The organism is Streptomyces sp. NPDC023527 (genome assembly GCF_055560115.1).
In genome coordinates, this window is sequence record NZ_JBVHJJ010000007.1 from 327,980 (window position 1) to 349,997 (window position 22,018).

22 protein-coding genes are annotated in these 22,018 nt (G+C 71.8%); 19 read left to right on the top strand and 3 right to left on the bottom strand.

What is annotated here, in order from left to right:
- Positions 1 to 55: 55 nt before the first annotated feature.
- Positions 56 to 703 carry a vitamin K epoxide reductase family protein gene (locus ACZ303_RS16875; protein WP_467339543.1) on the top strand — a complete coding sequence of 216 codons (648 nt, stop codon included), beginning with the start codon at positions 56 to 58 and terminating at the stop codon, positions 701 to 703.
- A 78-nt stretch (positions 704 to 781) separates the two neighbouring features.
- Entirely contained in the window at positions 782 to 2,149 is a 1,368-nt protein-coding gene (locus ACZ303_RS16880) for a replication-associated recombination protein A (RefSeq protein ID WP_467339545.1), read from the top strand.
- 126 nt (positions 2,150 to 2,275) lie between these two features.
- Here the strand turns inward: ACZ303_RS16880 and ACZ303_RS16885 are convergent, their stop codons facing one another.
- Complete coding sequence (locus ACZ303_RS16885; protein ID WP_467339547.1) at positions 2,276 to 2,995, bottom strand: DUF2470 domain-containing protein; 720 nt, start codon at positions 2,993 to 2,995, stop codon at positions 2,276 to 2,278.
- A 191-nt stretch (positions 2,996 to 3,186) separates the two neighbouring features.
- On the opposite strand from ACZ303_RS16885, the gene rpsD reads away from it, so the two are divergent.
- A complete protein-coding gene (rpsD, locus tag ACZ303_RS16890) occupies positions 3,187 to 3,801 on the top strand; it encodes a 30S ribosomal protein S4 (RefSeq protein WP_467339549.1) in 615 nt (204 codons plus the stop codon).
- 36 nt (positions 3,802 to 3,837) lie between these two features.
- On the opposite strand, the gene ACZ303_RS16895 is transcribed toward rpsD, so the two are convergent.
- Positions 3,838 to 6,081: an ATP-binding protein gene (locus ACZ303_RS16895; RefSeq protein ID WP_467339551.1), complete on the bottom strand. Its 2,244-nt coding sequence runs from the start codon at positions 6,079 to 6,081 to the stop codon at positions 3,838 to 3,840.
- A gap of 229 nt (positions 6,082 to 6,310) precedes the next feature.
- On the opposite strand from ACZ303_RS16895, the gene ACZ303_RS16900 reads away from it, so the two are divergent.
- The 14 genes from ACZ303_RS16900 to nusB all read left to right on the top strand — a co-directional run bounded on the left by ACZ303_RS16900 (position 6,311) and on the right by nusB (position 19,503).
- Positions 6,311 to 6,739: a DUF948 domain-containing protein gene (locus ACZ303_RS16900; protein WP_467339659.1), complete on the top strand. Its 429-nt coding sequence runs from the start codon at positions 6,311 to 6,313 to the stop codon at positions 6,737 to 6,739.
- A gap of 8 nt (positions 6,740 to 6,747) precedes the next feature.
- Entirely contained in the window at positions 6,748 to 7,080 is a 333-nt protein-coding gene (locus ACZ303_RS16905; protein WP_467339553.1) for a DUF6167 family protein, read from the top strand.
- Positions 7,080 to 9,749 (top strand): alanine--tRNA ligase, encoded by a 2,670-nt coding sequence (gene alaS / locus ACZ303_RS16910; RefSeq protein WP_467339555.1) that lies wholly within the window; start codon positions 7,080 to 7,082, stop codon positions 9,747 to 9,749. The genes ACZ303_RS16905 and alaS overlap by 1 nt, the downstream gene beginning before the upstream one ends.
- Before the next feature lie 5 nt (positions 9,750 to 9,754).
- Positions 9,755 to 10,219 (top strand): Holliday junction resolvase RuvX, encoded by a 465-nt coding sequence (gene ruvX / locus ACZ303_RS16915; RefSeq protein ID WP_467339557.1) that lies wholly within the window; start codon positions 9,755 to 9,757, stop codon positions 10,217 to 10,219.
- Between the two features lie 126 nt (positions 10,220 to 10,345).
- Positions 10,346 to 11,989: an endolytic transglycosylase MltG gene (mltG, locus tag ACZ303_RS16920; RefSeq protein WP_467339559.1), complete on the top strand. Its 1,644-nt coding sequence runs from the start codon at positions 10,346 to 10,348 to the stop codon at positions 11,987 to 11,989.
- Positions 11,986 to 12,819 carry a shikimate dehydrogenase gene (locus tag ACZ303_RS16925; RefSeq protein WP_467339561.1) on the top strand — a complete coding sequence of 278 codons (834 nt, stop codon included), beginning with the start codon at positions 11,986 to 11,988 and terminating at the stop codon, positions 12,817 to 12,819. The genes mltG and ACZ303_RS16925 overlap by 4 nt, the downstream gene beginning before the upstream one ends.
- Positions 12,820 to 13,080: 261 nt before the next feature.
- Positions 13,081 to 14,265, top strand: coding sequence for a chorismate synthase (aroC, locus tag ACZ303_RS16930; RefSeq protein WP_467339563.1), 1,185 nt, complete (start codon positions 13,081 to 13,083; stop codon positions 14,263 to 14,265).
- Entirely contained in the window at positions 14,262 to 14,798 is a 537-nt protein-coding gene (locus tag ACZ303_RS16935) for a shikimate kinase (protein ID WP_467339565.1), read from the top strand. The genes aroC and ACZ303_RS16935 overlap by 4 nt, the downstream gene beginning before the upstream one ends.
- 7 nt (positions 14,799 to 14,805) lie before the next feature.
- Positions 14,806 to 15,897, top strand: coding sequence for a 3-dehydroquinate synthase (aroB, locus tag ACZ303_RS16940; protein ID WP_467339567.1), 1,092 nt, complete (start codon positions 14,806 to 14,808; stop codon positions 15,895 to 15,897).
- Positions 15,894 to 16,334, top strand: coding sequence for a type II 3-dehydroquinate dehydratase (aroQ, locus tag ACZ303_RS16945; RefSeq protein WP_467339569.1), 441 nt, complete (start codon positions 15,894 to 15,896; stop codon positions 16,332 to 16,334). Before aroB ends, aroQ begins: the two co-directional genes overlap by 4 nt.
- 236 nt (positions 16,335 to 16,570) lie before the next feature.
- Entirely contained in the window at positions 16,571 to 17,275 is a 705-nt protein-coding gene (locus ACZ303_RS16950) for an AAA family ATPase (protein WP_467339571.1), read from the top strand.
- Positions 17,276 to 17,344: 69 nt separating this feature from the next.
- On the top strand, positions 17,345 to 18,451 hold the full coding sequence (locus tag ACZ303_RS16955) for a M24 family metallopeptidase (RefSeq protein ID WP_467339573.1): 1,107 nt from the start codon (positions 17,345 to 17,347) through the stop codon (positions 18,449 to 18,451).
- Between the two features lie 48 nt (positions 18,452 to 18,499).
- A complete protein-coding gene (gene efp / locus ACZ303_RS16960; RefSeq protein WP_467339575.1) occupies positions 18,500 to 19,066 on the top strand; it encodes an elongation factor P in 567 nt (188 codons plus the stop codon).
- A gap of 2 nt (positions 19,067 to 19,068) precedes the next feature.
- Positions 19,069 to 19,503: a transcription antitermination factor NusB gene (gene nusB / locus ACZ303_RS16965; protein ID WP_467339577.1), complete on the top strand. Its 435-nt coding sequence runs from the start codon at positions 19,069 to 19,071 to the stop codon at positions 19,501 to 19,503.
- 103 nt (positions 19,504 to 19,606) lie between these two features.
- Here the strand turns inward: nusB and bldD are convergent, their stop codons facing one another.
- A complete protein-coding gene (gene bldD, locus ACZ303_RS16970) occupies positions 19,607 to 20,107 on the bottom strand; it encodes a transcriptional regulator BldD (protein WP_004948690.1) in 501 nt (166 codons plus the stop codon).
- Between the two features lie 221 nt (positions 20,108 to 20,328).
- Between bldD and pyrR the strand changes: the two genes are divergently transcribed.
- Positions 20,329 to 20,937: a bifunctional pyr operon transcriptional regulator/uracil phosphoribosyltransferase PyrR gene (pyrR, locus tag ACZ303_RS16975; RefSeq protein WP_467339580.1), complete on the top strand. Its 609-nt coding sequence runs from the start codon at positions 20,329 to 20,331 to the stop codon at positions 20,935 to 20,937.
- 100 nt (positions 20,938 to 21,037) lie between these two features.
- A complete protein-coding gene (locus ACZ303_RS16980; RefSeq protein ID WP_467339582.1) occupies positions 21,038 to 22,018 on the top strand; it encodes an aspartate carbamoyltransferase catalytic subunit in 981 nt (326 codons plus the stop codon).

Sequence of the window (22,018 nt, forward strand, 5' to 3'; positions counted from 1 at the left end):
CGGGGCCGTGGTGCAGAATGGGCGGCAACGACCGACTGATGGGATCAACGGCGCTATGACCACTTCGGCACTTGACCGTTCGGACACCGACGGCGCGGAGCGGGACGGGCCCGCGACGGGAGCGGTGGGCGGCGGGCGCGCGTTCGCCCTGCTGCTCGTCATCACCGGTGCCATGGGGCTGCTGGCGTCCTGGGTCATCACGCTCGACAAGTTCAAGCTGCTCGAAGACCCGAACTTCGTGCCGGGCTGCAGCCTGAACCCCATCGTGTCCTGCGGGAACATCATGAAGAGCGAGCAGGCGCACGCCTTCGGCTTCCCCAATCCCATGCTGGGCCTGGTCTGCTACGGCGCGATCATCGCGATCGGGCTCGCGCTGCTCTCCGGCGCCCGCTACCCCCGCTGGTACTGGCTGGGCATGGAGGCCGGCACGCTCTTCGGCGTCGGCTTCGTCACCTGGCTCCAGTACCAGTCGCTGTACGTCATCGGCTCGCTGTGCCTGTGGTGCTGCCTCGCCTGGGTCGCCACCATCGTCATGTTCTGCTACGTGACCGTGCAGAACATCCGGCACGGCTTCATCCCACTGCCGGACGGGCCGCGCCGCGCGGTGCTGGAGTTCCACTGGGTGGTCCCGGTGCTGTGGATCGGCGTCATCGGGATGCTGATCCTCACCAAGTGGTGGGACTTCTGGACCGGCTCCTCCTGATCGCCCTCTGCTCCTCTCGACGCCGTCGGACCTCTCGGTCCGGCGGCGTTGTCAGTAGGAGGGCATAGGGTTTCGAACGTGGAACCCGATCTGTTCACCGCAGCCGCAGAGGACCGCCAGGAGAAAGACCCGGCGAGCAGTCCGCTGGCCGTCCGGATGCGCCCGCGCACCCTCGACGAAGTCGTCGGCCAGGGCCATCTCCTCAAGCCCGGCAGCCCGCTGCGGCGCCTGGTGGGGGAGGGCAGCGGCGGCCCCGCCGGGCCCTCCTCGGTGATCCTCTGGGGTCCGCCCGGCATCGGCAAGACGACGCTCGCCTATGTCGTCAGCCAGGCCACCAACAAGCGCTTCGTGGAGCTTTCCGCGATCACCGCGGGCGTCAAGGAGGTGCGGGCCGTCATCGACGGCGCCCGCCGCGCCTCCGGCGGCTACGGCAAGGAGACCGTCCTCTTCCTCGACGAGATCCACCGCTTCAGCAAGGCCCAGCAGGACTCCCTGCTGCCCGCCGTCGAGAACCGCTGGGTCACCCTCATCGCGGCCACCACGGAGAACCCCTACTTCTCGATCATCTCCCCGCTGCTGTCGCGCTCCCTGCTGCTGACCCTCCAGGCCCTCACCGACGACGACCTGCGCGCCCTGCTGCGCCGCGCCCTGACCGACGAGCGCGGCCTGGGCGAGGCCGTCACCCTGCCCGAGGACGCCGAGGGCCATCTGCTGCGCATCGCCGGCGGCGACGCGCGGCGCGCGCTGACGGCCCTGGAGGCGGGGGCCGGGTCGGCCATCTCCAAGGGCGAGGGCGAGATCACCCTGGAGACGCTGGAGGAGGCCGTCGACCGGGCGGCGGTGAAGTACGACCGCGACGGCGACCAGCACTACGACGTCGCCAGCGCGCTCATCAAGTCCATCCGCGGCTCGGACGTCGACGCCACGCTGCACTACCTCGCCCGCATGATCGAGGCGGGTGAGGACCCGAGGTTCATCGCCCGCCGGCTGATGATCTCGGCCAGCGAGGACGTCGGCCTGGCCGACCCCACCGCCCTGCAGACGGCGGTCGCCGGCGCCCAGGCCGTGGCGCTGATCGGCTTCCCCGAGGCCCGGATCGTGCTGGGTCAGGTCGCCGTGGCGCTCGCGCTCGCGCCCAAGTCCAACGCCGCCTACCTCGCGATCGACGCGGCTCTCGCGGACGTCCGCGCGGGCCTCGCCGGCCCTGTGCCCCCGCACCTGCGCGACGGTCACTACAAGGGCGCCGCGAAGCTCGGCCACGCGCAGGGATATGTGTATCCCCATGACGTGCCGGGCGGGATCGCCGCGCAGCAGTACGCGCCGGACGCGATTCACGGCAAGCGCTATTACGAACCCACGCGGTACGGCGCGGAGGCACGGTACGCGGATGTGGCGGAGCGGGTGCGGGGTCGCCTGCGCGGCGAGCAGCCTCCGTCAGGGGACTGACTCCGGGGCGGGCCTCGGCCCTTCTCCGCGCGGTGTCCTCAATCGCCGGACGGCTTGATTTTCCGCCCGCCTGGGAGCATCTCCCAGCGGTCGCCGCGGGAGATGGAGCCCGGGAGCGGGAGCCGGTCAGCCCAGCGCCGCTTCGAACAGCGTGTGCATCGCCCGGCGCAGCTGGACGATGTCCCGCACCGGCTCGGGGAATTCGAAGCGGGCGTCGAAGGAGCGGTCGGCCACGGTCCCCGCGCCGTGCCCCCGCGTGAAGCGCACGCGCAGCCCGAAGCGGTCCAGGGACAGCGGCACCGCCCGGTCGCGCTCGTCGTACAGCCCGCGCTCGCCCAGCAGCGTCCCCAGGCCGCGCACCTGATCGCCGTGGGCGGAGTGCAGGTGCTGGAGCAGCTCCGCCTCGTGCGCGACGAGCGGGTCGGGCTCGGCGCGGGCGAAGTCCTCCGCGTCGAAGCTCTCCGCGCCCCACAGGTCGTCGACACTGGTCTCGCCGACCTCCAGCCGCAGCATCATCCGGCCCGGGTCGGTCACCCCGGGCGCGCACGTCAGCCAGCCGGAGACCCAGGCGCGGCCCCGGATACGGTTGGGCACGGCGACCGGCGCCACATCGGTGAGCTCCAGCACGGCCGCCAGCTCGTCGTCCTGCGCGTGCGTGGCGGCGCGCACGGCCGGGGAGTCGGCGGGGAAGACGAGGAAGATCTCGCCGTCGGGCCCCACGCTGCGCGCCTCGGGCGTCAGCAGGTCGGGTCGCGCGCACGGGGTGACGCTCAGCCCTGGAATGAGCAGTACCGCGGAGCATGTACTCTGTACGAGAGTTCGTGTGCGCTCGGCTGCTGACGGCATCCGCGCGATTTCTAGCCCGCTGGGACGCGGCAGACCATGAGCTGATCGGACCTCCGTCGAGTCGATGCCTTGAGCTGCGTCGACATTCTCGTCTGTGTTGTCTGTGACGCGCGTGGTTTTCCCAGGGCGAGACATGCGATCTCCTTGAGTAAGGTGAGCCTAACCTAACCTACAACGGAGGTCTGGAGAACGTGCCTAACCAGTCGCGTCCCAAGGTCAAGAAGTCCCGTGCGCTCGGTATCGCGCTGACCCCGAAGGCTGTCAAGTACTTCGAGGCCCGCCCCTACCCGCCGGGTGAGCACGGCCGCGGCCGCAAGCAGAACTCGGACTACAAGGTCCGTCTGCTCGAGAAGCAGCGTCTGCGCGCCCAGTACGACATCAGCGAGCGCCAGATGGCCCGCGCCTACGACCGTGCCAAGAAGGCCGAGGGCAAGACGGGCGAGGCGCTGGTCGTCGAGCTCGAGCGCCGCCTCGACGCGCTGGTCCTGCGTTCGGGCATCGCCCGCACCATCTACCAGGCCCGCCAGATGGTCGTCCACGGCCACATCGAGGTCAACGGTGGCAAGGTCGACAAGCCGTCCTTCCGCGTCCGTCCCGACGACGTCGTGATGGTCCGCGAGCGCAGCCGCAGCAAGTCCCTCTTCGAGGTCGCCCGCGCCGGTGGCTTCGCCCCCGACGGTGAGACCCCGCGCTACCTCCAGGTCAACCTGGCCGCGCTGGCCTTCCGCCTGGACCGCGAGCCGAACCGCAAGGAGATCCCGGTGATCTGCGACGAGCAGCTCGTCGTCGAGTACTACGCCCGCTGATCCAGGGGCAGTAGCGCTCTCCCGGAGCGTCTTCGCTCAGCCCGTCGTCTCCCCGGCCCCCGTGGCCGGAGAGCCGGCGGGCTCGTGCGTTCCCGGGGACCACGGGCGTACGGACCCCCGCGCGCCCGGCAGGGCCGCGGGGGCCGTCCAGGGCCCACCGCCCAGCGCGCGCGCCGTCGCCGCGTCCAGGTCCAGCCCGGCGCCCTCGCGCAGGCACTCCTCGTAGCGCCGGGCGCCGAGCCGCTCGCGCAGCCGGCGCTCGCACAGCGCGTGCGGGGCGTTGAAGAACCGGGAGCCGAACAGCGGCAGCCCCACCGAGCGCCACAGCCGCCCCGCCGCTCCCTGGAGCACCGCGGCCTCCACCGCTCCGTCCTCCGAGCCGCTCTCCTCCAGCGTCACCAGCGCCAGCAGCTCGATCGCCAGCACCGCGCCCACCAGGTCATGGAAGTCGCGGTCGAGGGTCAGACACTCCTCCAGCAGCGTCCGGGCCGCGGCCGGATCGCCGCCGCTCCAGGCCGTGAAGCCCAGCACATACAGCGCGTAGGCCAGCGCCCAGCGCTCGCCGTGCTCCTCGCAGACCTCGCGCACCTCCTCGCACAGCTTCACCGCGCCCGCCGGATCGCCCTGGAAGGCGATGGCCATTGCCAGCTCCACCTGACCCATCAGCACATTGCTGTTGAGCTCGCCGAGCTCGCGGTACCGGGCCAGCGCCGTGCGCAGCAGCTTCTCGGCGCCCGGCATGTCGTCCGAGACCAGGGCCAGACAGCCGGTGCGGTGCTCGGCGTACGCCAGCGCCCGGGCGTTGCCGGTGCGCTCGGCGGCCTCCCGGCACTCCTCCAGCGCCGCCACGGCACCGGCGGCGTCGCCCTGGAGGACCGCCACGTGGCCGGCCACCCACAGCGCCTTCAGCCGCGTCTCCTCGGTGGCCGCGTTGTCCGCGGGCACCTCCAGCGCCCGGTCCAGCCAGTGCCGCCCCTCCGCGAGCCGGCCGCACCCCACCCAGCAGAACCACAGCGACCCCGCCAGGTACTGGCCGATGTGGGCCTCTCCGCTCGCCTCCAGGCTGTACTCCAGGGCGAGGCGGAGATTGGGCAGCTCCGCCTCGACGCGGGCCGCCACCTCGCTCTGCCGGGGGCCGAACCAGTCCAGCTCGCACCAGGTGGCCAGGCCCATGTACCAGTCGCGGTGCCGGCGCCGCATCCGCTCGCTGTCGCCCAGGGCGTCCAGCCAGCCGGCCCCGTACATCCGCACGGTGTCCAGCAGCCGGTAGCGCGGCCCCAGCGCGGTGTCCTCGCGCACCACCACGGACTGCGTCACCAGCTCGCTCAGGACGTCCAGCAGGTCCTCGGCGGGCAGTTCGGGTCCCGAGCAGACGTATTCCGCCGCCTCCAGGTCGAAGAGGCCCGCGAAGACCGTCAGCCGCGCCCACAGCAGCCGCTCGGAGGGCGTGCACAGCTCATGGCTCCAGCCGATGGCCGTCCGCAGCGTCTGATGGCGCGGCAGCGCGCCCCGGGCGCCCCCGGTCAGCAGCCGGAACCGGTCGTCCAGCCGCTCCAGTACCTGGCCGACCGACAGCGTGCCCAGCCGCGCCGCCGCCAGCTCCAGGGCCAGCGGAATGCCGTCGAGCCGCCGGCACAGCCCGGCCACCGCGCCGGCCTCCGCCGGACCGGGCCGGGAGCGCGGGCGGGCGGCCGCCGCGCGGTCCTCGAACAGCGCGGCGGCCTCCGGTCCGGGCATCGGCGACAGCGGGAAGACCTGCTCGCCCGCGATCTCCAGCGGCCGCCGGGACGCCACCAGGATCCGCAGCCCCGGCGCCCGCCGCAGCAGGTCGCGCACCAGCGGAGCGCAGTCCTCGACGAGGTGTTCGCAACCGTCCAGGACGAGCAGCAGCCGCCGGTCCGCGAGCTGATCCAGCAGCCAGGCGCGCGGCGGACAGCCCGTGTGATCGGTCAGCTCCAGCGCGGCGGCGATCGCGTGGTCCAGCAGGAGGGGGTCGGTCAGGGCCGACAGCTCGGCCAGCCACACCCCGTCGAAGAAGCGATCCTGCACCGTGGCGGCGAACCGCACGGCCAGCCGGGACTTGCCGACCCCGCCGACCCCCGTGACCGTGACCAGCCGCGCGCGCTCCAGCCGGTCCGCCAGCGCCTCCAGCTCGCCCTCCCGGCCGATGAACCGGCCGAGCTCGGCGGGCAGGTTGCCGGGCGGCGCGGACCGGCGGGGGCCGGGAGCGGCGCCGTGGGGCGGGGGACCGGACAGCGGAGAGCCGGAGAGCGGTGACATGGCACACAGAGAGTACTGATGAGTGCGCGCACCGTAAACTCCGCCTGGGGTGGCCCGCCCCCGCGCAGACAATGCGGTACGGGTCCCGATGCCCGGCGCGATAAGGTCGTACTGGACGTTCCATGGACCTACCAGGGACATCCGGCGGGCGTCCGAGGACGCCCCTGGAGCAAGCAGCGGGAAAGCGACGACCAGCAGCAGGGAGCGGTGCAGCGTGTCCGGTGGAGAGGTGGCCGGGATCCTCGTGGCCGTCTTCTGGGCGATCCTCGTGTCCTTCATGGCCCTGGTGCTCGTGCGCCTCGCGCAGACGCTGAAGGCCGCCACCAAACTGGTGGCCGACGTCAGCGAGCAGGCCGTGCCCCTCCTCGCCGACGCCTCCGCGACCGTGCGCTCCGCCAACACCCAGCTCGCCCGCGTCGACTCGATCGCCGCGGACGTCCAGGAGGTCACGGCGAACGCCTCCGCGCTCTCCTCGACCGTCTCCTCCGCCTTCGGCGGACCGCTGGTCAAGGTCGCCGCGTTCGGCTACGGCGTCCGCCGCGCGATCGGCCGCAAGGCGGAGCCCGCGCCCGGCGGCCCCGTGTTCGTCGGCAGAGCCGTCGACCAGACCCTGCCGTCCGCCCGGCGCGGCAGCCGTCGTACCCGTCGGAAGGGTTGACCCCAGAAATGTTCCGCCGAACCTTCTGGTTCACCACCGGTGTCGCAGCCGGTGTCTGGGCCACCACCAAGGTCAACCGGAAGCTCGCCAAGCTCACCCCGGAGAGCCTCGCGCTCCAGGCCGCCGACCGCGCGGTCATCGCGGGCCGCCGGGTCAAGCTCTTCGCCCTCGACGTGCGCGACGGCATGGCGCACCGCGAGGCGGCCCTGAAGGACGCGCTCGGCCTCACCGCGGTACCAGGGGCGCCCGACCCCGACCACCGCGAACTCCCCGAGCAGCGCCGGCTGGCCGCCCTCGAACAGCAGCACACCTACCACTTCACCCGGAATGAGGACCACTGATGGAGTCGGCTGAAATCCGCCGCCGCTGGCTGAGCTTCTTCGAGGAGCGCGGGCACACCGTCGTCCCTTCGGCGTCGCTCATCGCGGACGACCCGACTCTGCTCCTGGTCCCCGCGGGCATGGTCCCCTTCAAGCCGTACTTCCTCGGCGAGGTCAAGCCGCCCTTCCCGCGCGCCACCAGCGTGCAGAAGTGCGTCCGTACGCCGGACATCGAAGAGGTCGGCAAGACCACCCGCCACGGCACGTTCTTCCAGATGTGCGGCAACTTCTCCTTCGGCGACTACTTCAAGGAAGGCGCCATCAAGTACGCCTGGGAGCTGCTCACCAGCTCCGTGGCGGACGGTGGCTACGGCCTGGAGCCCGAGAAGCTCTGGATCACCGTCTACGAGCAGGACGACGAGGCCGAGCGCATCTGGCGTGACGTGATCGGCGTGCCGGCCGAGCGCATCCAGCGCCTGGGCATGGGCCCCAACTACTGGTCCATGGGCGTCCCCGGCCCGTGCGGCCCGTGCTCCGAGATCAACTACGACCGCGGCCCCGAGTTCGGCGTCGAGGGCGGCCCGGCCGTCAACGACGAGCGGTACGTGGAGATCTGGAACCTGGTCTTCATGCAGTACGAGCGCGGCGCCGGCGAGGGCAAGGAGGACTTCCCGATCCTCGGCGAGCTGCCCAGCAAGAACATCGACACCGGTCTCGGCCTTGAGCGCCTGGCGATGATCCTGCAGGGCGTGCAGAACATGTACGAGACCGACACCCTGCGCGTCGTCATGGACAAGGCCACCGAGCTGACCGGTGTCCGCTACGGCGCCGCCCACGGTACCGACGTGTCGCTGCGCGTGGTCGCCGACCACATGCGCACCTCCGTCATGCTCATCGGCGACGGCGTCACCCCCGGCAACGAGGGCCGCGGCTACGTCCTGCGCCGCATCATGCGCCGCGCCGTCCGCAACATGCGCCTGCTCGGTGCCACCGGCCCGGTCGTCGCCGAGCTGGTCGACACCGTGCTCAAGACGATGGGCGAGCAGTACCCCGAGCTCCTCACCGACCGCAAGCGCATCGAGACCGTCGCCCTCGCCGAGGAGGCCGCGTTCCTCAAGGCCCTCAAGGGCGGCACCAACATCCTCGACACCGCCGTCACCGAGACCAAGGCCGCCGGCGGCACGGTCCTCGGCGGCGACAAGGCGTTCCTGCTCCACGACACCTGGGGCTTCCCGATCGACCTCACCCTGGAGATGGCCGCCGAACAGGGCCTGTCCGTGGACGAGGACGGCTTCCGGCGCCTGATGAAGGAGCAGCGGGAGCGCGCCAAGGCCGACGCCAAGGCCAAGAAGACCGGCCACGCCGACCTGTCGGCCTACCGCGCGCTGGCCGACACCGCCGGCGAGACCGACTTCACCGGCTACACCCGCACCGACAACGAGGCCACGATCGTCGGCCTGCTCGTCGACGGCGTGTCCTCGCCCGCCGCCACCGAGGGCGACGAGGTCGAGGTCGTCCTCGACCGCACCCCCTTCTACGCCGAGGGCGGCGGCCAGCTCGCCGACCAGGGTCGGATCCGGCTCGACAACGGCGCCGTCATCGAGATCCGCGACGTGCAGAAGCCCGTCCCGGGCGTGAGCGTCCACAAGGGCGTCGTCCAGGTCGGCGAGGTCACCGTCGGTGCCTCCGCCCACGCCGTCATCGACGTCGCCCGCCGCCGGGCCATCGCCCGCGCCCACAGCGCCACCCACCTCACCCACCAGGCGCTGCGCGACGCGCTGGGCCCGACGGCCGCCCAGGCCGGCTCGGAGAACTCGCCCGGCCGCTTCCGCTTCGACTTCGGCTCCCCGGCCGCCGTGCCCGGCACCGTCCTCACGGACGTCGAGCAGCGGATCAACGAGGTCCTCTCCCGTGAACTCGACGTCCACGCCGAGGTCATGAGCATCGACGAGGCCAAGAAGCAGGGCGCCATCGCCGAGTTCGGCGAGAAGTACGGCGAGCGCGTGCGCGTGGTGACCATCGGCGACTTCTCCAAGGAGCTGTGCGGCGGTACGCACGTCGCCAACACCGCCCAGCTGGGTCTGGTCAAGCTGCTCGGCGAGTCCTCGATCGGCTCCGGCGTGCGCCGCGTGGAGGCGCTGGTCGGCGCCGACGCCTACAACTTCCTGGCCAAGGAGCACACGGTCGTCGCCCAGCTCACCGAGCTGGTCAAGGGCCGCCCGGAGGAGCTGCCGGAGAAGATCTCCGGGATGCTCGCCAAGCTCAAGGACGCCGAGAAGGAGATCGAGCGCTTCCGCGCCGAGAAGGTGCTCCAGGCCGCCGCCGGTCTCGCCGAGGGTGCCAAGGACGTCAATGGTGTGGCGCTGGCCGTCGGCCGGGTACCGGACGGCACGGGCGCCGACGACCTGCGCAAGCTGGTCCTCGACGTACGGGGCCGGATCCAGGGCGGCCGCGCCGCCGTGGTGGCGCTGTTCACCGTCGTCAACAGCCGTCCGCTCACCGTCATCGCCACCAACGACGCCGCACGCGAGCGCGGTCTCAAGGCCGGCGACCTGGTGCGTACGGCCGCCAAGACCCTCGGCGGCGGAGGCGGCGGCAAGCCGGACGTCGCCCAGGGCGGCGGCCAGAACCCGGACGCCCTCGGCGAGGCCATGGCCGCCGTCGAGCGGCTCGTCGCGGAAGCGGTCTGACCGCCGTGCGACGCGGCAGGCGCATCGCCGTCGATGTCGGGGACGCCCGGATCGGGGTCGCCTCGTGCGACCCCGACGGGATCCTCGCCACTCCGGTCGAGACCGTCCCCGGCCGGGACATCCCGCAGGCCCACAAGCGGCTCGTGGCGATCGTCGCGGAGTACGAACCGATCGAGGTCGTCGTCGGTCTGCCCCGCTCCCTCAAGGGGGGAGAGGGGCCGGCCGCGGCCAAGGTGCGGACCTTCGCCAAGGAGATGGCCCGCCGGGTGGCGCCCGTGCCCGTCCGGCTGGTCGACGAGCGGATGACGACCGTCACGGCCACGCAGGGACTGCGCGCCTCCGGTGTCAGCTCCAAGAAGGGCCGCTCCGTGGTGGACCAGGCGGCCGCCGTGGTCATCCTCCAGAACGCCCTGGAGACGGAGAAGGTCTCCGGCCGGCCGCCCGGCGAGACCGTCGACATGGTCATCTGATCGCAGTACGGTAACGTTCCGCGCTGACAAGGCAGTCGTTCGTACGTCTCCCGTGCAGGACCGACGATTGGGAACCGGCGCTCACAGAGCGCCCACCGGCTGCCGCTGTGCGGCTCAAGGGGATCGATGACTGAGTACGGCCGGGGATCCGGCTCCCAACCGTGGCATCCCGAGGACCCTCTGTACGGGGACCCGGGATACGACGGACACCAGCACCCGCAGCAGCCGCACCCGCAAGCGCACCCTCAACAGCAGCAGTACGGCCAGCAGCAGTACGGCTGGGACCCCTCGCAGGGCGCGGGGGGTCCGTACGGCGGCCAGCCGGGGGAGCAGTACGGGCAGCAGCCCGTCGACCCGTACTCCGGCGGCCGGCCCGACTACTACGGCACCCAGGACGCCTACCCGCCGCCGCAGCCGCAGCACATGCGCCGGCAGGAGGAGCAGCGGCACCAGCAGCAGGAACAGCAGCAGGTGCCGCACCAGTCCCACCAGGGCTACGAGCAGCAGCACGCGCCGCAGCAGGAAGAGTGGCGCTCGGAGCCCGACGAGGAGAAGCTCTCCCTCTTCGACGACCGCCCCGAGGACACGGCCACGGTCGTGGACGACGACGCGGACGAGGCGCCCGAGGAGCAGCCCCGCGGCCGTGACCGGCGCGGCAAGAAGGGCCAGAAGGGCAAGAAGAACAAGCGCCGCAGCGGTACCGCCTGCCTCGTCGTCGCCGTGGTGCTCCTCGGCGTCGTGGGCGGCGGCGGTTATCTCGCGTACGACTACTGGCAGACCCACTTCGGCGCCGCGCCCGACTACGACGGCGAGGGGACCGGGCAGATCCAGGTCGAGATCCCCAAGTCCGCGAGCCTGACCGAGATGGGCTCCGTCCTGCAGAAGGCGGGCGTGGTCAAGAGCGTCGGCGCCTTCACCGAGGCCGCGGGCGCCAACCCCAAGGGCAAGGCCATCCAGCCGGGCATCTACATCCTCCGCAAGGAGATGTCGGGTGCGGAGGCCGTGCGGATGATGACCGACCCCAAGGCGCTCAACGCCCTCACGCTGGGCGAGGGCATGAAGTCGTTCGAGATCTACGCCGCGATCGACAAGAAGCTCGGGCTCAAGGACGGCACCACCAAGGACGTGGCCAAGAGCCAGGTGAAGAACCTGGGGCTGCCCGCCTGGGCCGGCAACAACCCGGACATCAAGGACCCGCTGGAAGGGTTCCTCTTCCCCTCGCAGTACAGCGCCGCCAAGGGCACCAAGCCCGAGGACATCCTCAAGCAGATGGTCGCGCGGGCCAACGAGAACTACGCCCAGCAGGACCTGGAGGGCAAGGCCAAGGAGCTGGGGCTGAAGTCCCCGCTGCAGGTCGTCACGCTCGCCAGCCTCGTCCAGGTCGAAGGCAAGTACAAGCACGACTTCGACAAGATCTCCCGGGTCGTCTACAACCGGCTCAAGCCGGACAACAAGGAGACGTACGGCCTCCTCGACTTCGACTCCACGGTCAACTACGCCCGCAAGCAGAGCACGCTGGACGTCGGGGCCGTCAGCGACCTGCGGAAGTTCAACGACCCGTACAACACCTACAAGATCAAGGGCCTGCCTCCCGGCCCGATCAGCAACCCCGGCATGGAGGCCCTGAAGTCGGCGCTCCAGCCGGCGCCGGGCCCCTGGTACTACTTCGTCTCGATCAACGAGAACGAGACCTTGTTCGCCGTGACGAACGAGGAGCACAACAAGAACCGCGAGCGGTACAACAAGGAGCACAAGAAGGGCGGCCAGTGAGCACCCGCCACCGTGCGGCCGTCCTCGGTTCGCCGATCGCCCACTCGCTCTCGCCGGTCCTGCACCGGGCCGCCTACGCGGGGCTCGGCCTGGGGGAGTGGACGTACGACCGCTTCGAGGTCGACGAGGCGGCGCTGCCCGGCTTCCTCGACGGCCTGGACGCCGGCTGGGCCGGGTTGTCGCTGACCATGCCGCTCAAGCGGGCGGTGATCCCGCTGCTCGACGAGGTCAGCGGGACCGCCGCCGCCGTCGAGGCCGTCAACACCGTCGTCCTCACCGACGACGGCCGCCGCCTCGGCGACAACACCGACATCCCCGGCATCACGGCCGCCCTGCGCGAGCGCGGCGTCGAGCAGGTCGCCTCCGCCGCCGTCCTCGGTGCCGGGGCCACCGCGTCCTCGGCCCTCGCCGCCCTCGCCCGGATCTGCTCCGGCGAGGTCACCGTCTACGTCCGCAGCACGGCGCGCGCCGCCGAGATGCGCCAGTGGGGCGAGCGGCTGGGTGTGTCCGTACGCACCGCCGACTGGTCCCTCGCCTCCTCGGCCCTCGCCGCGCCGCTCGTGATCGCCACGACCCCGGCGGGCGCCACCGACGCCCTCGCGGGCGCCGTGCCGGAGCGGCCCGGCACCCTCTTCGACGTGCTGTACGAGCCGTGGCCGACCCCGCTGGCCGCCGCCTGGGCGGCGCGCGGCGGCGCCGTCCTCGGCGGCCTGGACCTGCTGGTCCACCAGGCGGTGCTCCAGGTCGAGCGGATGACGGGGTGCCCCGTCGCACCGCTGGCCGCGATGCGCGCCGCGGGTGAGGCGGCGCTGGCGGCCCGCGCCGCGTGACCTGCCGCAGGCTTATGCGTTGATCCGGAGAGCCGAGCCTCTTTCTCCGCCGTTGCGGAGGTGATCCGCCGTATTTCCGGATGCCGGCGAGCTCGGCTTGGTGCTTTCTGCGTCTGCGGGGCTCGGGCGGCGGCCGATTCGGTCGCCGCCCGCATGTGACTTTCTACGTCCGTACCCTGGACCTGCCCCCTTCACCCGCGACAGCTCGTGGGAGGATTCTCACCAAGTATTTCGCTTGGCCAAGGCTACTGAGGAGCACCGTTGAGCAGGTTGCGCTGGCTGACCGCGGGGGAATCGCACGGCCCCGCACTCGTGGCGACGCTGGAGGGCCTTCCCGCCGGCGTGCCGATCACCACGGACATGGTGGCGGACCACCTCGCTCGGCGGCGTCTCGGCTATGGGCGCGGCGCCCGCATGAAGTTCGAGCGCGACGAGATCACCTTCATCGGCGGTGTCCGGCACGGCCTGACGATGGGTTCCCCGGTCGCGATCATGGTGGGCAACTCCGAGTGGCCCAAGTGGGAGAAGGTCATGGCGGCCGACCCCGTGGACCCCGCTGAGCTGGCTGATCTGGCTCGCAACGCCCCCCTGACCCGACCCCGCCCTGGCCACGCGGATCTCGCGGGCATGCAGAAGTACGGCGTGGCAGATGCCCGCCCGATCCTGGAGCGCGCCTCCGCCCGGGAGACCGCCGCCCGCGTCGCCCTCGGCGCCGTCGCCCGCTCCTTCCTGAAGGAGACGGCCGGCATCGAGATCGTCTCCCACGTCGTCGAGCTGGCCGCGGCCAAGGCCCCGTACGGCATCTACCCCAAGCCCTCCGACGTCGAGCGCCTCGACGCCGACCCGGTGCGCTGCCTCGACACGGACGCGAGCAAGGCGATGGTCGCCGAGATCGACCAGGCCCACAAGGACGGCGACACCCTCGGCGGCGTCGTCGAGGTCCTCGCCTACGGCGTCCCGGTCGGCCTCGGCTCGCACGTGCACTGGGACCGCCGCCTCGACGCCCGCCTCGCCGCCGCGCTGATGGGCATCCAGGCCATCAAGGGCGTCGAGGTCGGCGACGGCTTCGACCTCGCCCGGGTGCCCGGCTCCAAGGCACACGACGAGATCGTGGCCACCGACGAGGGCCTGCGCCGCACCTCCGGCCGCTCCGGCGGCACCGAGGGCGGCCTGACCACCGGCGAGCTGCTGCGCGTACGGGCCGCGATGAAGCCCATCGCGACCGTGCCCCGCGCCCTGGCCACCGTCGACGTGACCACCGGCGAGGCCACCCAGGCGCACCACCAGCGCTCCGACGTCTGCGCCGTGCCGGCCGCGGGCATCGTCGCCGAGGCGATGGTGGCGCTGGTGCTGGCCGACGCCGTGACCGAGAAGTTCGGCGGCGACAGCGTCCCCGAGACCCGGCGCAACGTCCGGAGCTACCTCGACAACCTGGCCATCAAGTGACCTCGCCCCTCGTCGTGCTGGTGGGCCCGCCGGGAGCCGGCAAGTCCACCATCGGTGCCCTGCTCGCCCAGCGGCTGGGCACCGGTTACCGCGACACGGACGCCGACATCGAGCGCCTGGCCGGCAAGCCCATTCCGGAGATCTTCATCGACGAGGGCGAGCCGCACTTCCGCGAGCTGGAGCGGCGGGCCGTGCGCGACGCCGTCGCCGAGCACCCCGGGGTGCTCTCCCTCGGCGGCGGCGCGATCATGGACGACGGCACCCGCGCCCTGCTCACCGGCCTGCCGGTGATCTTCCTCGACGTCGAACTCTCCGACGCCGTCCGGCGAGTGGGCCTGGACGCCCCGCGCCCGCTGCTCGCGGTCAATCCGCGGCAGCGCTGGCGCGAGCTGATGGAGGCGCGCCGCCCGCTGTACACCGAGGTCGCCCGCGCCACCGTCGCCACCGGCGGCCGCACCCCGGCCGAGGTGGCCGACGCCGTCATCGAGGCGCTGGCGCCACCCCGGGACCGTACCCCCGACACCACGCAGTGAGGAACGCATGACCGACGCCCCCACCCGCATCCAGGTCGCCGGCAGCGCGGGCACCGCGCCGTACGAGGTCCTGGTCGGGCGCCAGCTGCTGGGCGAGCTGCCCGGGCTCATCGGCACCCAGGCCAAGCGCGTGGCCGTGCTGCACCCCGAGGCGCTCGCCGAGACCGGCGAGGTGCTCCGCGCGGACCTGGCCGCGCAGGGCTACGAGGCCATCGCCATCCAGCTCCCCAACGCCGAGGAGGCCAAGACCGTCGAGGTCGCGGCCTACTGCTGGAAGGCCCTGGGCCAGACCAGCTTCACCCGCACCGACGTCATCGTCGGCGTCGGCGGCGGCGCCACCACCGACGTGGCCGGCTTCGTCGCCGCCACCTGGCTGCGCGGGGTGCGCTGGATCGCCGTGCCCACCACGGTGCTGGGCATGGTCGACGCGGCCGTCGGCGGCAAGACCGGCATCAACACCGCCGAGGGCAAGAACCTCGTCGGCGCCTTCCACCCCCCGGCGGGTGTCCTGTGCGACCTGGCCGCGCTGGAGTCGCTGCCGGTCCACGACTACGTCAGCGGCCTCGCCGAGATCATCAAGGCGGGCTTCATCTCCGACCCGGCCATCCTCGACCTCATCGAGGCGGACCCCGAGGCGGCCCGTACGCCGCGGGGTCCGCACACCGCCGAGCTGATCGAGCGCGCCATCCGCGTCAAGGCCGAGGTCGTCTCCAGCGACCTCAAGGAGTCGGGGCTGCGCGAGATCCTCAACTACGGCCACACCCTCGCCCACGCCATCGAGAAGAACGAGCGGTACAACTGGCGGCACGGCGCGGCCGTCTCCGTCGGCATGGTCTTCGCCGCCGAACTGGGCCGGATCGCCGGCCGGCTCGACGACGCGACCGCCGACCGCCACCGCGCGATCCTCCAGTCCGTGGGCCTGCCCGTCACCTACCGCGGTGACCAGTGGCCCAAGCTGGTGGAGAACATGAAGGTCGACAAGAAGTCCCGCGGCGACCGGCTGCGCTTCATCGTCCTCGACGGCCTCGCCAAGCCCACGGTCCTGGAGAGCCCGGACCCGGCGATGCTGCTGGCCGCGCACGCGGAGATCGCCGCGTGAAGCGGAGGGTGTTCGTCCTCAACGGTCCCAACCTCGGCCGTCTCGGCTCCCGCGAGCCCGATGTCTACGGCGCGACCTCCTACGCCGGCCTGGTGGCGGAGTGCGCCCGGCTCGGCGAGGAGCTCGGCTTCGCCGTCGAGGTCCGGGAGACCAACGACGAGGGCGAGCTGGTCCGCTGGCTGCACGAGGCCGCCGACGGCTCGATTCCCGTGGTCATCAACCCCGGCGCGTTCACGCACTACTCGTACGCGATGCGGGACGCGGCCGCGCAGCGCACGGCGCCGCTCATCGAGGTGCACATCTCCAACCCGTACGCACGGGAGGAGTTCCGCCACACGTCCGTCATCGCGGCGGTCGCCAGCGGGACGGTCGCCGGCTTCGGCATCGGCTCGTACCGGCTCGCGCTGCGCGCGCTGGCGGAGGAACTCACGGGCTGAGAGGGCCGTTCCACGGGGGACGGCCGGGGGAGTCCTGCTCTCGGGGTACTCTCCCGTCTGCCCGTATCCGGGGGCTCCGCCCCCGGGCCCCCGGTCCTCGATCGCCGGACGGGCTGGATTCCAGCCCGTCCGGCGATCGAGGACAAGAAACGGTGAAAGGGCGGGGCAGGGGCACATCTTCCGGCCTCGCCCGCTCACCCCGCGCCAGTCGCCCGCACGAGACGGAGTGCCACCGGATGCAGTACCCCGTGGGACAGCCGCTGCCACCCTCCCACCCCCCGATGCCGCCTGCCCCGGCCCCGGCACCCGCCTGGCCCGTACCTCCACAGGCCCCCGCCGCCACCGGGCACTTCCCGATACCCACGGACGTCGCCGCCGCCACGAACGCCGCCGTCGCCGTCCTCCTCATCGGCCCCGCCGGCGCCGGCAAGACGACCGTGGCGCGCCACTGGGCGGACACCCGCCGGGTGCCCACGGCGCACATCAGCCTCGACGACGTCCGGGAATGGGTGCGGTCCGGCTTCGCCGACCCGCAGTCCGGGTGGAACGACCACTCCGAGGCGCAGTACCGCCTCGCCCGCCGCACCTGCGGCTTCGCCGCCCGTAACTTCCTCGCCAACGGCATCTCCTGCATCCTCGACGACGCCGTCTTCCCCGACCGGCCCGTCGTCGGCCTCGGCGGCTGGAAGCGGCACGTGGGCCCCGGCCTGCTGCCCGTCGTCCTCCTGCCGGGCCTGGAGGTCGTCCTGGAGCGCAACGCCGAGCGCACCGGCAACCGCCGCCTGAGCGACGAGGAGGTCGCCCGCATCCACGGCAGGATGGCCGGCTGGTACGGCTCCGGGCTGCCGATCATCGACAACACCCAGCAGGACGTCGCCACCACCGCCCGCCTCCTGGACGACATCGTCGCCCGCTCCGTGGCCGGCCCGCCCGGCTGCTAGGCACGGCCGCGTTCCCGGTCGGACGCGCTGGAACGGCCGTCCGCGGCCCGCGGTCGTAGGCTCGGAAGCATGTCCGAGGTGTACGCGGCACGCCGCGCGCGGCTGCGCGAGCGGTGCGAGGCGGCCGGGAGCGAGGCCGCCCTGGTGTCCGGCGGCGCCAATGTCCGGTATCTGGCCGGAGGCGCCCCGCCGGGCGCCACCCTGCTCGTGGGCCCCGGCGCGGACGTCCTGCTGTACTGCCGGGACTCCTTCGGCAACACCCCCGACGACCGGCTCGCCGAGGGCCTGCGCGTCCAGGAGCTGCCCGCGCCCGACAGCGACACGGCCGTGGCCGGCGCCGAGCGGGCGGCCGCGGCCGGCGCCGGCTCGCTCGCCGTCGAGGAGCACCACCTCACCGTCGCCCGCCACCGCGCCCTGCGCTCGGTCGCCCCCCGGCTGCGCCTGGACGACCTGGGCACGGCCGTGGAGCAGCAGCGGCTGGTGAAGGACCCCGAGGAGATCTCCTCGCTGCGGATCGCCGCGGAGATCGCCGACCAGGCCCTGGGGGAGCTGCTGGAGTCGATCCTCGTCGGCCGCACCGAGCGCCACCTGGCGCTGGAGCTGGAGCGCCGGCTGGTCGACCACGGCGCGTCCGGGCCGGCCCTGCCGACGTCGGTGGGCACCGGGCCCCATTCCGGGCTGGCCGGCCACACGCCCACCGACCGGCGCGTCGAGGAGGGCGATTTCCTCAGCGTCTGCCTGGGCGCCGACTACCGCGGCTACCGCAGCGAGATCGCCCGTACCTTCGTCATCGGCACCACCCCGGCCGACTGGCAGATCGAACTGTACGAGCAGGTCTTCGCGGCGCAGCGGGCCGGCCGGGAGGCCCTCGCGCCGGGCGTTCCGTACCGCGATGTGGACCGCGCGGCGAGGGTCGTACTGGAGGCCGCGGGCCACGGCGAGCGGCTCGGACCGCGCATCGGACACGGCGTGGGACTCGAAAACGACGAGGACCCTCGGCTGACGCCGTCGGCAATGGGTAAACTGGACGCTTGCGTGCCGGTCACCGTAGATCCGGGGGTTCACCTCCCGGGGCGGGGCGGCGTCCGGATCGATGACACGCTCGTCGTTCGCCCCGAGGCGGACGGCGGACCCGAGCTACTCACCATTACGACCAAAGAGCTGCTCGCGCTTTAGCGGCGCACCGCACTTTCTGGTTCCACCAGTCCAGGAGATACCGCAACCGTGGCATCCACGAACGACCTCAAGAACGGCATGGTGCTCAAGCTCGAAGGCGGCCAGCTCTGGTCCGTCGTCGAGTTCCAGCACGTCAAGCCCGGCAAGGGTCCCGCCTTCGTCCGCACGAAGCTGAAGAACGTGCTCTCCGGCAAGGTCGTCGACAAGACCTTCAACGCGGGCGTGAAGGTCGAGACGGCCACCGTCGACAAGCGGACGATGCAGTTCTCGTACATGGACGGCGAGTACTTCGTCTTCATGGACATGGACACGTACGACCAGCTCATGGTCGACCGCAAGGCCGTCGGTGACGCCGCCAACTTCCTGCTCGAGGGCTTCGAGGCCACCGTCGCGAAGCACGGCGACGAGGTCCTCTACGTCGAGCTGCCGGCCGCCGTGGAGCTCGTCATCGAGCACACCGAGCCGGGTGTCCAGGGCGACCGCTCCACCGGTGGCTCCAAGCCCGCCAAGCTGGAGACCGGCTATGAGATCCAGGTCCCGCTCTTCATCACCACGGGTGAGAAGATCAAGGTCGACACCCGTACCGGCGATTACCTCGGTCGGGTGAACAGCTAACCGTGGCCGCTCGCAGCAAGGCCCGTAAGCGCGCCTTCCAGATCCTCTTCGAGGCCGACCAGCGCGGTACCACCGTGCAGAACGTCCTCGCGGACTGGATCCGCCACTCGCGGTCCGACGACCGTCAGCCTCCGGTCAACGAGTACACGATGCAGCTGGTCGAGGGATACGCGGAGCACGTGACCCGTATCGACGACCTGATCGCGGACTACGCGGTCGACTGGGATCTGGACCGGATGCCGGTCGCCGACCGGAACATCGTGCGCCTCGGCGCGTACGAGCTCATCTGGGAGGACGAGACCCCGGACGCGGTGGCGATCGACGAGGCGGTGCAGCTCGCCAAGGAGTTCTCCACCGACGATTCGCCGGCCTTCGTCAACGGTCTGCTCGGCCGCTTCAAGGAGCTCAAGCCGAGCCTCCGGCGCGAGGAGCGGTAGGGCGCGCGACCCGCAGCGACGAGAAAACCGCCGGGGCGGGACAATCCGAAAGGATTGTCCCGCCCCGGCGGTTTTGGTATCAGCCGTATCCCGGCGGTGGGCGCTATGCGTCCTCGTGCTGGACGGCGCGGCGCGCGTCCGCGTCGAGGACGCCCCAGCTGATGAGCTGCTCGGTGAGCACCGACGGCGACTGGTCATAGATCACGGCAAGGGTGCGCAGATCGTCCTGGCGGATCGACAGGACCTTGCCGTTGTAGTCGCCACGCTGGCTCTGGATGGTCGCCGCATAGCGCTGGAGCGGGCCTGCCTTCTCGGCCGGCACATGGGCCAGCCGCTCAAGGTCCAGGACCAGCTTCGGCGGCGGCTCGGCGGCCCCGCCCGGCGTGGTGCCCGGCAGCAGTTCCTGCACCGGAACGCCGTAGAAGTCGGCCAGCTCGGCCAGGCGCTGCACGGTCACGGCACGGTCGCCGCGCTCGTACGAGCCCACTACGACGGCCTTCCAGCGGCCCTGGGACTTCTCCTCGACGCCATGCAGGGACAGGCCCTGCTGGGTGCGGATGGCGCGGAGCTTGGCCCCGAGCTGTTTGGCGTATTCGCTGGACATAAAGCTCCCCGGACGCTGTATCAACGTGCGGCTTTGCCGCGTGGCTGGTTACTCACTGTGAGGTTACGCAGCGTAATCTGACTTCGTCAAGCCGAATGGTCCATAGGCGTCCCCCGTCAGGGGCGATGGCGAGTGTCGGCGCGGACCCTGGTAACGTGAAACTGTTAATCCGACGTCCTTTAAAGTCCGTCCCGTGAGGCGGAGAAGGAGGTCCGTTTCGTATGGACGCACACCGTGACGCGCACCCCGTGGGGTCCGTCGGTTCCCCGGTCGGTCCGGCCGCCCGTCCCGTGCTCGAAGCACCGGACATCGCCCGGGTCCTGACCCGTATCGCCCACGAGATCGTCGAACGCGCCAAGGGCGCCGACGATGTGGTGCTCCTCGGCATTCCGACGCGCGGAGTCTTCCTCGCCCGCCGACTGGCCGCCAAGCTCGAAGAGATCACCGGTGGCACGATGCCGGTCGGCTCGCTCGACATCACCATGTACCGCGACGACCTGCGGCTGCGCCCCGCCCGCGCGCTCGCCCGTACGGAGATCCCCGGCGAGGGCCTCGACGGCCGCCTGGTGATCCTCGTCGACGATGTGCTCTTCTCCGGCCGCACGATCCGCGCCGCGCTCGACGCGCTGGGCGACATCGGCCGGCCCCGCGCCGTCCAGCTCGCGGTCCTCGTCGACCGCGGCCACCGCGAACTCCCGATCCGTGCCGACTACGTCGGCAAGAACCTCCCCACGTCGCTGCGGGAGACGGTCAAGGTCCAGCTCACCGAGGAGGACGGCCGCGACAGCGTGCTCCTCGGCACGCGCGAGACCGCCCCGGCCGAGCAGTAGCGGCTGCCCGCGCGGCCCCGCGGTGCCGGGGCCGCGAAGCCGTGTGCCCGGCTGTTGCCCGTTCACACCCCCATACGTTCCTCAACCACGGAGCAACCGGATGAAGCGCCACCTCATCTCGGCCGCCGATCTCACGCGCGACGACGCCGTCCTGATCCTCGACACCGCCGAGGAGATGGCCCGGGTCGCCGACCGGCCGATCAAGAAACTCCCCACCCTGCGCGGCCGCACCGTCGTCAACCTCTTCTTCGAGGACTCGACGCGCACCCGCATCTCCTTCGAGGCCGCCGCCAAGCGGCTGTCCGCGGACGTCATCAACTTCTCCGCCAAGGGCTCCTCGGTCTCCAAGGGCGAGTCGCTGAAGGACACCGCCCTGACCCTGGAGGCGATGGGCGCGGACGCCGTCGTCATCCGCCACCACGCCTCCGGCGCGCCCTACCGGCTCGCCAACTCCGGCTGGATCGACGGCGCCGTCGTCAACGCCGGCGACGGCACCCACGAGCACCCCACCCAGGCGCTCCTGGACGCCTTCACCATGCGCCGCCGCCTCGTCGGCCGCGACGCCGGCCTCGGCAAGGACCTCGCCGGCCGCCGGATCACCGTCGTCGGCGACGTCCTGCACAGCCGGGTGGCCCGCTCCAACGTCCACCTGCTGCACACCCTCGGCGCCCAGGTCACGCTCGTCGCCCCGCCGACCCTGGTGCCGATCGGCGTCGAGCAGTGGCCCTGCGAGGTCTCCTACGACCTCGACAGCGTGCTGCCGAAGTCCGACGCCGTGATGATGCTGCGCGTGCAGCGCGAGCGCATGAACGCCGCCTTCTTCCCCACCGAGCGTGAGTACGCCCGCCGGTACGGGCTCGACGGCGACCGGATGGCCCGGATGCCGGAACACGCCATCGTCATGCACCCCGGCCCGATGAACCGGGGTATGGAGATCACCGCACAGGTCGCCGACTCCGACCGCTGCACGGCCGTGGAGCAGGTCGCCAACGGCGTCAGCACCCGGATGGCCGTTCTCTATCTTCTGCTCGGCGGCGCCGAGCCCGCCGTCACCGCCCCCCGCACCGAGGAGAACAAGTAA